General features: G+C 69.4%; 9 protein-coding genes. 1 reads left to right on the top strand and 8 read right to left on the bottom strand.

Annotation, left to right across the window (positions count from 1 at the left end; genetic code table 11):
- The first annotated feature begins 300 nt into the window (after positions 1 to 300).
- A complete protein-coding gene (locus Q0L11_RS03110) occupies positions 301 to 1,617 on the top strand; it encodes a dipeptidase (protein ID WP_296595388.1) in 1,317 nt (438 codons plus the stop codon).
- A 124-nt stretch (positions 1,618 to 1,741) separates the two neighbouring features.
- Here the strand turns inward: Q0L11_RS03110 and Q0L11_RS03105 are convergent, their stop codons facing one another.
- The 8 genes from Q0L11_RS03105 to Q0L11_RS03070 form a co-directional block, all read right to left on the bottom strand.
- A complete protein-coding gene (locus Q0L11_RS03105; protein ID WP_296595387.1) occupies positions 1,742 to 2,032 on the bottom strand; it encodes a DUF1905 domain-containing protein in 291 nt (96 codons plus the stop codon).
- A gap of 2 nt (positions 2,033 to 2,034) precedes the next feature.
- A complete protein-coding gene (locus Q0L11_RS03100; RefSeq protein ID WP_296595386.1) occupies positions 2,035 to 3,690 on the bottom strand; it encodes an MFS transporter in 1,656 nt (551 codons plus the stop codon).
- 214 nt (positions 3,691 to 3,904) lie between these two features.
- Positions 3,905 to 5,716, bottom strand: coding sequence for a DUF885 family protein (locus Q0L11_RS03095; RefSeq protein ID WP_296595385.1), 1,812 nt, complete (start codon positions 5,714 to 5,716; stop codon positions 3,905 to 3,907).
- 61 nt (positions 5,717 to 5,777) lie between these two features.
- Positions 5,778 to 7,184 carry a M20/M25/M40 family metallo-hydrolase gene (locus tag Q0L11_RS03090; RefSeq protein WP_296595384.1) on the bottom strand — a complete coding sequence of 469 codons (1,407 nt, stop codon included), beginning with the start codon at positions 7,182 to 7,184 and terminating at the stop codon, positions 5,778 to 5,780.
- A gap of 65 nt (positions 7,185 to 7,249) precedes the next feature.
- Complete coding sequence (locus Q0L11_RS03085; protein ID WP_296595383.1) at positions 7,250 to 7,438, bottom strand: hypothetical protein; 189 nt, start codon at positions 7,436 to 7,438, stop codon at positions 7,250 to 7,252.
- A 73-nt stretch (positions 7,439 to 7,511) separates the two neighbouring features.
- Positions 7,512 to 9,863 carry a PAS domain-containing protein gene (locus tag Q0L11_RS03080; RefSeq protein ID WP_296595382.1) on the bottom strand — a complete coding sequence of 784 codons (2,352 nt, stop codon included), beginning with the start codon at positions 9,861 to 9,863 and terminating at the stop codon, positions 7,512 to 7,514.
- A 229-nt stretch (positions 9,864 to 10,092) separates the two neighbouring features.
- Positions 10,093 to 11,283: an acyl-CoA dehydrogenase gene (locus Q0L11_RS03075; RefSeq protein WP_296595381.1), complete on the bottom strand. Its 1,191-nt coding sequence runs from the start codon at positions 11,281 to 11,283 to the stop codon at positions 10,093 to 10,095.
- A 128-nt stretch (positions 11,284 to 11,411) separates the two neighbouring features.
- Positions 11,412 to 12,095, bottom strand: coding sequence for a Fe2+-dependent dioxygenase (locus Q0L11_RS03070; RefSeq protein ID WP_296595380.1), 684 nt, complete (start codon positions 12,093 to 12,095; stop codon positions 11,412 to 11,414).
- Positions 12,096 to 12,261: the final 166 nt, after the last annotated feature.

The raw sequence follows: 12,261 nt of genomic DNA, 5'->3' as shown, positions 1-12,261 counted from the left end.
CTGGACCCGGTACTGCTTGCCGCCGGTCTTGATCACCGCGTACATCGTTCGCGCCTTTGTATTTCTTCTTGATTGAAAGCGTTGTCGCGCCCCCGAGGCAGGCCCGGGGACGAGGAGGCGCGGTTATACAGACGGCTGGCGCTGAGTCAACGGCGGGCGAGGGGCCCACTGGCTGCCGAACGGCCCTCTCCGCCTGGCGAAGAAGCGTCCGGCCGATATCGGCCCATGGCGGTTTCCGGTTCCTTGACTCGTTTCTTCCGGCAAGGTCGCATCGCGGCCGGCGTTTCGAGGGGATTTCCAATGCGTAGGATCGTGGCCGCGTCGGTGCTGGCGCTGGCGTGTGCGGGCGCGGCCCAGGCCCAGGCTCAAGCTACGGCCGACCCGAAGATCAAGGCTCGGGTCGAGAAGGTGCTCGCCAAGACGCCCCTGATCGACGGCCACAACGACCTGCCCGGCGAGATCCGCGGCCGCGCCGGCGGCGACGTGGCCAAGATCGACCTTCGCTCCGACACCTCCAAGCTTCCCGGCGAGCGGCCCGGCGCCATCGGTCTGATGACCGACATCCCGCGCCTGAAGGCCGGCCACGTCGGCGGCCAGTTCTGGTCGGTGTTCATCTCGCCGCAGTTCGACGGCCCCGTCGCCGTCCAGATGACGCTGGAACAGATCGACATCGTGAAGGGGATGACCGTCCGCTATCCCGACGTCTTCGAGATGGCCTACACCGCCGACGACGTAGTGCGCATCCACAAGGCCGGAAAGGTGGCCTCCCTGATCGGCATCGAGGGCGGCCACCAGATCAACGACAGCCTGCCGGCCCTGCGCCAGATGTACGCCGCCGGCGCGCGCTACATGACCCTGACCCACGCCCTGGCCAACCGCTGGGCCGACAGCGCAACCGCCAACCCGGTGCACAACGGCCTGACGCCCTTCGGCAAGGCCGTTGTGGCCGAGATGAACCGCATGGGCATGCTGGTCGACCTCAGCCACGTCTCGGAGAAGACCATGAAGGACGCGCTGGCGGTCAGCCAGGCGCCGGTGATCTTCTCGCACTCCGGCTCCAAGGCGGTGGCCGACCACGCCCGCAACGTCTCCGACGAGGTGCTGGCGCTGGTGAAGCAGAACCGCGGGGTGGTGATGGTCAACTTCGCCACCACCTACGTGTCCGAGGCCCGCAACCGCTGGGCCGCCGACCGCTCGGCCGAGCAGGCCCGCTACAATGCTCCGCCCTTCGGCGGCCTCTACATCGGCCAGCCCGAGAAAGCCGCCGCCGCCCTGGCCGAATGGGACAAGGCCCACCCGGGCCCGCCGGCGACGCTGAGCCAGGTGGCCGACCACGTCGAGCACATCGCCAAGGTCTGCGGGGTCGACTGCGTGGGGATCGGTTCGGACTTCGACGGCATCGGCGACACGCCGGTGGGCCTTGAGGGCGTCGACAAGTTCCCCGACCTACTGGCCGAACTGGCCCGCCGCGGCTGGTCGGACGAGGACCTCGGCAAGGTGGCCGGCGGCAACGTCCTGCGCGCCCTGCGCGAGGCCGAGGCGGTGGCGAAGAAGCTGCAGGCGACGACCCAGCCGTCCTACGCCAAGCTCACCGACCTCGACGGCCCGGCGAAGTAGCCAATTGCTCCCCCGTCGGGGGAGCTGTCGGCGAATGCCGACTGAGGGGGTCCTCAACCGCCTTGGATGGAGCCCCCCTCCACCGCTTCGCGGTCCCCCTCCCCCTGCGGGGGAGGAATTGGAGCTACATATCGATTTCCACGGCCACGGTGACCGTGTCGCCCTGGCCGACGCCCTCGCGCCGGCGTACCTCGGCCTTGATCGGCAGCAGGAACGCGCCCGACTTGCTGTCGGGGAAGATCGAGGTGCGCCAGGTCGAGCCGCCCAGCTCGGCCTTCACGCGCACCGAGCCCCAGCCCGCCGGCTTGGGCCCGCGCAGCGCCTTGATCCCCTCGGTGAACGTCGCGGGCAGGGTCACGAAATGCCAGGCGCCGGTGTGGAAGACCCAGATCTCCGCGTCCGCCTCGTACCGCATGGTCAGCTCAGCGGCTTGCCCTTGGTCTCGGGCAGGAACAGCAGGCAGGTCACCACCGAGATCACCGTGAACGCCAGCGGGTACCAGAGCCCCGAGTAGAGGTCGCCCACCGTGGTGACGATGGCGAAGGCCGTGAACGGTACGAAGCCGCCCACCCAGCCGGTGCCGATGTGATACGGCAGCGACATGGCCGTGTAGCGCACCCGCGTGGGGAACAGCTCGACCAGGCACGCGGCGATCGGGCCGTAGAGCGCCGTGGCCGCGATCACGAACACCAGCAGCACCGCGAAGGCCCCCGGCAGGTTCATCCGCTTGGGATCGGCCTTTGGCGGGTAGCCGGCCTGGGCGAGGGCCGTCTTGAGACGGGCCTCCACGCTGGCCTTGACGGCCTTGGCCACGGGCGCGGGATGGCCTTCGGCGCTGGTCGACGGGATGGTCTGGGCGCCGATGCGCACCAGCGCCGGCTGCCCCGCGACGCCGGGTTCGTTGCGATAGGACACGCCGGCGTTGGCCAGGGTCGACTTGGCGATGTCGCACGACGATACGAAGCTGGCCTTGCCCACCGGGTCGAACTGCACCGAGCAGTCGGCGGGGTCGGCGATCACCACCACCGGCGTGACGGCCTCGGCCTCGGCCAGCGCCGGGTTCAGCGTCTTCGACAGCATGTGGAAGCCCGGGAAGTAGGCCGCCGTCATCAGCACCATCCCGAACAGCATCACGGTCTTGCGGCCGAAGCGGTCCGACAGCCAGCCGAACAGCACGTAGAGCGGCGCGCTCGCTGCCGTGGCCGACAGCATCAGGATGTTGATGGTCTCGGGCGAGACCTTCAGGAACCGCTCCATGAAGGTCTGGACGTAGAAGAACGCCGTGTACCAGACCGCCCCTTGCGCGAACATCACGGCCGCCAGGGCGATCAGCACCAGCTTCAGGTTGGGCCAGTGGCCGAAGGCCTCCTTGAACGGCGCCTTGGTCTCGTTGCCCTCGGCCTTCAGCTTGGCGAATTCGGGGCTCTCGGTCAGCTTCAGGCGCATCCAGATCGAGACCGCCAGCAGTACGCCCGAGAACAGGAATGGCACGCGCCAGCCCCAGGCGTCGAACGCCGCGTTGCCGATCGCCGTGCGGGTCACGAGGATGACGATCAGGGCCCCGAACAGGCCGAACGCCGCCGACGTCTGGATCCAGCTCGTCGCCTGGCCACGGCCGTTCGACGGCGCGTGCTCGGCCACGTAGATCGCCGCCCCGCCGTATTCGCCGCCCAGGGCGAAGCCCTGGATGATGCGCATGAGGATCAGCAGCGCCGGCCCGATCATGCCCGCCTGGGTGTAGCTGGGCAGCAGGCCGATCGCGACCGTGGCGCCGCCCATCAGCAGCACCGTGGCCAGGAACGCGCCCTTGCGTCCGGCCTTGTCGCCGATGCGGCCGAACACCAGCGCGCCCAGCGGGCGGAACAGGAAGCCCGCCCCGAACAGCGCCAGCGCCGCGGCCAGCGCCGCCGTCTCGGGCAGGCCCGTGAAGAAGGTCTTGGAGATGACGCCCGTCAGGCTTCCGAAGACGAAGAAGTCGTACCACTCGAAGGTCGTGCCGGCCGACGACGCGGCGACCACGGTGCGGAGCGACGTCTGCGTCTCGGGCGCATCCGTCGCGGCAGCTTCCGCCATTACTTTGTCTTCCTTCCCCAAGGACTTGTGCGGTCTGGTCTACGGGGAACCCGCGCGATTGAGAAGCCTCAGTTCCTCCCCCAGCGCGGAGCGCGATCTGGGAGAGGTGGATCGGCGCAATCTGCACCGAGACGGAGGGGGGGCCTCAGCGATGGATAGACCGGGGGCAACCCCATCGGTCGGCTTCGCCGACAGCTCCCCAGCAGGGGAGCAACTAGATGAGCGTCGTCTTCACCACCCGCTCCAGCACCACCAGCGGCATGCGGCCCCGCTTCAGGACCTCGTGGAACTGTCGGATGTCGAAGCGCTCGCCCTGCCGGCGGCGGGCGTCCTCGCGCAGGCGGACCCATTCGTTGTGGCCGACCTTGTAGCTGCAGGCCTGCCCTGGCCAGACGCAGTAGCGGTCGATCTCGCGCTGCATGCCGCCGCGCGGCCGGCCCGTCGCCTCGACCATGTAGTTCGTCGCCTGCTCGCGGCTCCAGCGCTTGGCGTGCAGGCCGGTGTCGACCACCAGCCGCACGGCGCGGAACAGGATCGACTGGAGGTAGCCGATCTTACCCAGCGGATCGCCGTCGTAGCAGCCCAGCTCGTCGCCCAGTTGCTCGGCGTAGAGTCCCCAGCCTTCACCATAGGCCGAGAAGCCGCCGCCCTGGCGCCGGATCATCGGGATGTCGGTGGACTGTTGGCTGATAGCGCCCTGCCAGAGGTGGCCCGGATAGGCCTCGTGGAACGCCAGGCTGGGCAGCGAATAGCGCGGCCACTCCGAGGTGTCCTTGAGGTTGATGTAGAACCGGCCCGGCCGCTTACCGTCCAGCGAGGCGCCCTGGGCGTAGCCGTTGGCGGCCCCGTCCTCGATGGCCGGCGGCACGCGGACGATCTCCATCGGCGCGTTCGGGATGGTGGCGAACACCTTCGGCAGGCGCGCCTCCACGTCCTTCACCCGGCGGTTCAGATAGGCCAACAGCTCGGCGCGCCCGGCGTCGGTATTGGCGTAGAGCTGGTCGGACCGATGGTTCAGGGCCACCAGCCGCTCGGTCACCGTCCCGTCCGTGAGGCCCTGGGCCTGGAGCAGCGTGTCGATCTGCGCGGTCAGTTCCTTCACCTGCTGCAGGCCGAGCTGGTGGATCTCGTCGGGCTTCAGCGACGTCGTGGTCTGATAGCCGATGGCGCCGGCGTAGAACGCCTCGCCGTCGGGAATCTTCCAGATGCCGGCGTCGTCACTCGCCGTCTTCCGCAGGGCGTCGACCGCCGCCTTCTGGCGTTCGACCGCCGGCCGCACCGCCTTGGCCAGGACGTCGTCCGCGCGCGCCTTCCAGTCTCCGGCCAGGCCCGCCGCGGCGGCCTTCTTCGCGAAGCCGGAGGCCAGGCCGTCCGACGCGGCCAGCTTGCCGAGCTGCACGCTGGCCTGCTCCAGCAGGAAGCCCGGCGCCAGCACGCCCCTGGCCGCCTCGGCCTTCAGGCTCGCCGTCGAGGCGTCCAGCGCCGTCGCGAAGGCCCGCAGGCGCGCGAGATAGGCGTCGGCGTCGGCCACGCTCTGCACCGGGTGCTTGGAATCGAGGAAGTCCGGTATGGCCTGGTATGGCCCCGAGAGCTGGCTGACGACGTACGGGGAATAGGGCGCGTACGAGAAGCTTGCCGACGGCCCCTCGCCGAACCGGAACCGCTCGCCGCCCGTGACCGCGGTCTCGTACTGATAGGCCACGACGTCGTAGTCGATCTGGCCGGCGGCCGAGAGCTTTGCCCGGTCGATGCCCTTCAGCCGCGCGAGTCGGCCCTTCGTGCGCTGGAACATCGCCGCGCGTCCGGCCTGGGAATAGTCGCTCAGCCGCGCCCGCAGCCCCGCCCGGGCGCCCGTGTCGAGCCCCAGGCTGCTGGCCGCCTCGGGCGCCTCGTCGATCTGCTCGTCCCAGAAACGGTCCAGCAGGACGCGGAGCTTGCCGTCCTCGCTCTGCGCCTGCGCCAAAGCCGGCGTGGCGGCGGCCAGCGCGACGCCCGCGGCGCCCTGGAGGAAAAGCCTGCGATCCATGATGCACCCCAACGCAACGAAGGCGGGACCCTAGCCCGTCCCGCCCGGCTGGCAAGCCGGGCTACTTCGCCCCGACGTAGACCTTGATCAGGTCGAACAGGTAGTCGCGGCCCTCGTACAGCGAACGCACGCGGATACGCTCGTTGAGGCCGTGGGCGCCGTTGCCGTCCGGATCGCCGAACACGCCGGGGACACCGTAGACCGGGGTCTTCACCGGGCCGAAATAGCGGCCGTCCGTCGCGCCGGAGGACATCGAGGGGATCAGCGGCACGCCCGGGAAGTGCTTGGCGGCGATCTCCTTCATGGGCCCGACCACCTTGGGGTCCAGCGGCGGGCTGACGGCGATCGGACGCACGGGCTGGATCACCTCCACCTTTACCTGCGGATCGGCCATCACCTTGCGCAGGGTCTCGGCGGTGCCCTCCACGGTCTCGCCGGGGAAGATCCGGCAGTTGATGATCGCCGTGGCCCGCTGCGGCAGCGCGTTGCTGGCGTGGCCCGCGTCCAGCCGGGTGGTGACGCAGTTGGTGTGCAGGATCGAGTTCACATTGATGTCGATCGAAGCGACCCTCGCGGCTTCCACGTCCGAAGGGTCGGCCAGCAGTTTCTTCAGCGCCGCGCCAGCCGGATCGTTCTGCTCGGCGCGGATGCCGAAGCCCACGCGCGTCGTCTCGGTGAACTTGGCCGGGAAGGCATAGGCCTTCACCCGCAGCAGCGCCTCGGCGAGCTGGTAGATCGCATTGTCGGGGCGGGGCCGGGAGGAGTGGCCGCCGGGGTTGGTGACGGTGACCAGGTAGTTCTGCGGGGTCTTCTCGCCCACCTGCACCGACAGCAGCTCACGCTTGCCGTCGGCCGAAAGGCGCCCGCCCCCACCCTCGTTCAGCACGAAGTCGGCCTTGATCAGGTCCGGGTGGTTCAGCACGAGGTCGTTGGCGCCGTTGAACGCCTCGGCGGTTTCCTCACCGCAGGTCAGCGCCATCTTCAGCGTGCGCTTGGGCGGCGCCTTGGCTTGCTTCAGCCGGATCAGGGTGTCGATCCAGATGGCGTCCAGGCCCTTCATGTCGGCCGCGCCGCGCGCGTAGAAATAGCCGCCCTCCTCGATCAGGGTGAAGGGATCGCGCGTCCAGTCCTCGCGCCGCGCCTCCACCACATCCAGGTGGCCCAGCAGCAGGACGGCGCCGGCCTTGGGATCCGAGCCCTTCAGCACCGCGACCAGGCTGCCCTCCTTGGGGTGCTCCGGATCGGTGATCTGGTGCAGGTCGGCATCGGCGAAGCCCGCCGCCTTGAGCCGCCCGGCCACCTTGGCGGCCGCCTCGGTGCAACTGCCCACCGACAGGGTGGTGTTCGTCTCGACGAGCTCCTTGTAGATCGCGCGGAAGGCCTCCTGGTCGGGCCTCGTCGCCTGGGCCTGCGCCATCCCCGGCGCCGCGACCGCAAGCCCCATCAATCCCGCCAGCACCCTGCGCATCCCCGCCTCCCCGAACATCGAGGCGCGCACTCAAGCATGGCCGCGCGGGCCCAGGGAAGGCCGCCCTACGACTTCTTCCGCTTCTGCTCGTTGAGATACGACAGCCAGCGCAGGAACATGCCCAGGATCGAGGTCGCCATGCCCGCCATCAGGGCGAAAAGCAGGACCGGATGCTCGGACGCGCTCTTCCAGGACGGCACGGCGAGCAGGACGACGCTGAGCGCCGAGATCACATAGCCAAGGGTCTTCAGCACGGGAGGCGAAATCCGTCCGCCGCGGCCCAGGTTCCGGATGCCGTCCCGAAAGTGTCGCGCACCCCTACCCGCCTCAGGCGGCCGCGGTGTCCTCGTCGTCCGGCGTGTCGCGGTTGGCGGCAGCCTGCGCGATTTCGGCGAGCAGCAGGCCGGGCGCGATAGGCTTGCCCACAACCCCGTCCATCCCGGCGTCCAGATAGGCCTGGCGCTGGTGGGCCAGCACGTTGGCGGTGAGCGCGACGATCGGCGTCGAGGCCGCGGCGCCGCCCAGGGCGCGGATGCGGCGCGCCGCTTCAAGCCCGTCGATGCCGGGCATCTGGATGTCCATCAGGATCAGGTCGAAGCCGCCTCGGGCCGCGGCGTCCACGCCCGCATAGCCGTCCACGGCCGTCTCAACCGCCGCGCCCAGGTTCTCCAGCAGCTTGGTGGCGATCAGGCGGTTGGTGGGATTGTCCTCGACCACCAGCACCCGGACGCCGTCCAGCAGCATCTCGTCCGTCTCGGCCGCTTCGGCCTGGGCCATGGTCGCCTCGGCGCGCACCTCGATCCAGAAGGTCGAGCCCTGCCCCTCCACCGAGGTGAAGCCCACGTCGCCGCCCATCATCTCGGCCAGGCGGCGCGTGATGGCCAGGCCCAGTCCCGAGCCTCCGAACTTGCGCGTCGTCGAGGCGTCCGCCTGGTTGAAGCGCTCGAACAGGCGGTCCTGGGCCCCGGCCGGGATGCCGACGCCGGTATCCTCCACCTCGAAACGCAGCAGCTCGCCGCGCCGGCGGCACCGCACCGAGACCCGTCCGGTCTCGGTGAATTTCACGGCGTTGCCGACCAGGTTGAACAGCGCCTGGCGCAGGCGCACCGGATCCGACTTCACCCAACCCACCGCGGGGTCGGAGTCCACCACGAGGTCCAGGCCCTTGGCCTTGGCCTGCGGCTCCAGCAGGCGCACGACGCCCTCAACCAGCATGGCCGGGTCCAGCGGCTCGCAGGCCAACTCCAGACGCCCGGCCTCGATCTTCGAGAAGTCGATCACGTCGTTCAGCAGCTCGGCCAGCATCTGGCCGCACGACAGCGCCTCGCGCAGCAGCCCGCGCCCGTCGTCGGTGAGCCGCTCGTTCTTCAGGAGGTGCAGCACGCCCATCACACCATTCATCGGCGTGCGGATCTCGTGGCTCATGTTGGCAAGGAACGCGGCCTTGGCCTCGGCGGCGGCCTCCGCGGCGGCCTGGGCCTCCTTCAGCGCGAGCTCCTGGCGCTTCAGCGCGTCGCAGTCCTGGACCAGGCCCACGGCCTTCAGCCAGCGGCCGTTGCGGGAGGTGACCAGGTGATGATGCACCCGCACCCACCGCTCGGTTCCGTCCGGGCGGACGATACGCGCCTCGAAGCTTTCTCCGGACTTCTTGTCGCCGCGATGCAGCGCCCGGAACGAGGCGCGGACGTGCGGCAGGTCGTCGATGTGGAAGCCGGGGTAGCGGAGCTGCGTCGCTTCCTCGTAGCTCGAGTTCTTCTGGCCGGTGATCCGCTCGAACTCGGGCGAGCACCAGAACGTCTTGCGGATATGGTCGATCTCGTAGACGCCGGCCTCGGCCGCCTCGAGCGCGAGGTTCAGTCGGCCCGCCAGGGCCTGCGCCTCGCGCCGCGCCTTGCGCGCCGTCTGCTCGCCCAGCCGCGCGGCGTCGCGCGCTTCGGCCAGCTCGGTGATGTCCTCGGAGATGCCCTTCAGGGCGTGCACGCCAGGCGCCACCTTCTCTGTGCGCACGGTCACGCGCATGGTCAGCCAGTGGTCGCCGGCGCGGATGCGGTGCTCCACTCGCCGCGACTGCCCCGTCTCCACCGAGTCGGTCATCGCGGCGATCAGCTTGGCGCGGTCGCTGGGATGAACGATCCCGTAGAAGCGCTCGGCGGTCCAATCCAGGTCGGGATCGAAGCCGACCATGCTGATGATCTCGTCCGACCACCAGATCCGGCCGGTGATCGGGTTGAATTCCCAGATGCCGATGCCTGCCGCGGCGCCCAGCGCCTTGCGCGTGCGGCGCGCCTCCTCGCTTTCCTCGCGATAGGCGCGCTCGGCGCTGATGTCGCGCATGCTTCCGATGTGGCAGCCGTTCTCCATGACCTGCCGGCGCGCCGCCACCCAGCGCCAACGGCCTTGGCGGTCCTTCAGGCGCACCTCCGCTTCGCTCACGTCGCCCGGCAACGCCGCGTCCGCGCGGGCCTGGATGCCCGTGGTCTCGTCGGGATGGCAGAAATCGAAGACCGAGCGGCCGATCAGCTCGTCCTGGCTGAGCCCGGTGAAATCCGCCCAGGCCTGGTTGACCTGCAGCAGCGTGCCGTCGCGCGCGACGACCTGCATCAGGTCGCGGCTGTTGTCGAACAGCCACTGCGCCATCTGGCCCCTGTCGGCGGCGCCTTGAGCGCTCTTCCGAACCATGCGTTCTCCCCGCGCCGTCTCCACCCCCGTGCTCGGATGCAGTCGGCAGGGCAGAATTAGGCGCCGAGTGTAAATTTAAGGTTGTGCCGAAAAACCGGCGTTTTGTCGCATGGCCGACATTAGCTTCGCGTTTTCCGAAGCTTAGGCTTCTATGGCTTCCGGGCCCGTCCCGGTGCAGCCCGGCCCGGCAGCGCGAGGGGCGAGTTCCGGACCGGCCCGCCCCCGGCGTCTAGAACGCGCTCTCGCCGGTGATCGCCCGCCCGAGGATCAGCGCGTGCACGTCGTGGGCGCCCTCGTAGGTGTTGACCGTCTCCAGGTTCGAGGCGTGGCGCATCACGTGGTACTCGCCCGAGATGCCGTTGCCGCCGTGCATGTCGCGGGCGACGCGCGCGATATCCAGCGCCTTGCCGCAGTTGTTGCGCTTCAGCATCGAGATCGCTTCCGGCACCCACGCGCCCTCGTCGATCAGCCGGCCCAGGGCCAGCGCGCCCTCGAAGCCCAGGGCGATCTCGGTGGACATGTCGGCCAGCTTCTTCTGCACGAGTTGGCGCGAGGCCAGGGTGCGGCCGAACAGGCTGCGGCTCGACACGTACTCGCGCGACGCGTGCAGGCAGAACTCCGCCGCGCCCATGGCCCCCCAGGCGATGCCGTAGCGCGCCTTGTTCAGGCACGAGAACGGGCCGCGCAGGCCTTCCACGCCGGGCAGCATGGCGTCTTCCGGCACGTGCACGTCCGACAGCGAGATTTCGCCGGTAACCGAGGCGCGCAGGCTGAGCTTGTTCTTGATCTGCGGGGTCTCGAAACCCTTGGTCCCCCGCTCGACGAGGAAGCCGCGGATCTTGCCGTCCAGCTTGGCCCACACCAGGGCCACGTCGCTGACGGGCGAATTCGTGATCCACATCTTGGCGCCGTTCAGAACGTACCCGTCCGACACCTTCTTCGCGACCGTGCGCATCGACGCCGGGTCCGAGCCGCCGTCGGGCTCGGTCAAACCGAAGCAGCCGATGATCCGGCCGGCGGCCATGCCCGGCAGGTACTTTCGCTTCTGCTCTTCCGAGCCGAACGCGTAGATCGGGTACATGACCAGCGAGCTTTGCACGCTCATCGCCGAGCGGTAGCCGCTGTCGATCGCCTCGATCTCGCGGGCGATCAGGCCGTAGGCCACGTGATTCACGCCGGCGCAGCCGTACTCTTCCGGCAGCGTCGGGCCCAGGAAGCCCAGCTCGCCCATCTCGGTCATGATCTCGCGGTCGAACCGCTCCTCGGCGTAGGCGCTGACCACGCGCGGCAGCAGCTTCTCGCGGGCGTACTGGCGGGCGGCCTCCCAGACCATCCGTTCTTCTTCCGAGAGGCGCGAGGACAGGTCGAGAGGATCGTCCCAGCGGTAGGTCTTCTGCGGCGCGCCGGAATCGAGCGGCATGGGAGGTCTCCTCACGTCAATTGCGGCGCGGGATACCGGGTTTTCGCCTCGGCGGGTAGCGCTTTGGCGCTTCGGGGCCGCAACAGGGCGATCCTCCCATATAGCCGCGGCATATGGGCGGGCCGCGCCTACAGCTCGGCCCACATGCGAAGCAGGTTCTGATAGGTCCCCGTCAGCGAGACGATGGCCGGCGCGCCGAGACCCACATCCTGCGCCAGCGTCTGGATCGCCACGTCCAGGTCGAACAGCAGCGCCCGTTTCGCGTCGTCGCGGATCAGGCTCTGGATCCAGAAGAAGCTGGCGACCCGCTCCCCGCGCGTCACCGGCATCACCCGGTGCAGGCTGGAGGCGGGGTAGAGGATCAGGTCGCCGGCCGGCAGCTTCACCTCGTGCGAGCCGTAGGTGTCCTCCACCACCAGTTCGCCGCCGTCGTAAGTATCGGGATCCGCCAGGAACAGCGTCGCCGACAGGTCGGTACGGATGCGGATTCCCTGATCGCGCTGGAAGCGCATGGCGTTGTCGACGTGGTCGCCGAAGGTCTGGTCCGGGCCATAGCGGTTGAACAGCGGCGGATAGACCGTATGGGGCAGCGCGGCGGCCATGAAGAGCTGGCTGCGGGTCACGGCTTCGCGGACCTGGGCGCCGGCCTTGCGGGCGGCGTCCGAGGCCTCCGGCAACTGCAGGTTCTGCTTCGCCAGCCGCGACTGCTTGCCGGAGGTGGCGTTGCCGTCCTCCCAATCCGCCGCGTCGATGAGGGCGCGCATCTCGGCCACCTGGGCCGGAGTCAGCACGCCGGGAATGTGCAGCATCATGGCGTCACCTTAGAACGAGTGGCGCCCCGCCCGCGAGCAGCGGAGGCGGGGCGCTGTTGCGCCGGAGGCCAAGGCCCCGCGGCGCGGCTATCCGGTTCGTCTGGGGGGAGGTCAGAACCGGTAGTTGGCGGTGAGCGTCGCGTTGCGGCGATCGCCCGGCGTGGCC

The organism is Phenylobacterium sp. (assembly GCF_024508875.1).
Taxonomy (GTDB): domain Bacteria; phylum Pseudomonadota; class Alphaproteobacteria; order Caulobacterales; family Caulobacteraceae; genus Phenylobacterium.
This window is presented reverse-complemented; position numbering and strand designations above follow the sequence as displayed.

Excerpts from the sequence above, each read along its gene's own strand:
- Q0L11_RS03110 (WP_296595388.1), top strand. The coding sequence starts at position 301 with ATGCGTAGGATCGTGGCCGCGTCGGTGCTGGCGCTGGCGTGTGCGGGC.
- Q0L11_RS03105 (WP_296595387.1), bottom strand. The coding sequence starts at position 2,032 with ATGCGGTACGAGGCGGACGCGGAGATCTGGGTCTTCCACACCGGCGCC.
- Q0L11_RS03100 (WP_296595386.1), bottom strand. The coding sequence starts at position 3,690 with ATGGCGGAAGCTGCCGCGACGGATGCGCCCGAGACGCAGACGTCGCTC.
- Q0L11_RS03095 (WP_296595385.1), bottom strand. The coding sequence starts at position 5,716 with ATGGATCGCAGGCTTTTCCTCCAGGGCGCCGCGGGCGTCGCGCTGGCC.
- Q0L11_RS03090 (WP_296595384.1), bottom strand. The coding sequence starts at position 7,184 with ATGCGCAGGGTGCTGGCGGGATTGATGGGGCTTGCGGTCGCGGCGCCG.
- Q0L11_RS03080 (WP_296595382.1), bottom strand. The coding sequence starts at position 9,863 with ATGGTTCGGAAGAGCGCTCAAGGCGCCGCCGACAGGGGCCAGATGGCG.
- Q0L11_RS03075 (WP_296595381.1), bottom strand. The coding sequence starts at position 11,283 with ATGCCGCTCGATTCCGGCGCGCCGCAGAAGACCTACCGCTGGGACGAT.
- Q0L11_RS03070 (WP_296595380.1), bottom strand. The coding sequence starts at position 12,095 with ATGATGCTGCACATTCCCGGCGTGCTGACTCCGGCCCAGGTGGCCGAG.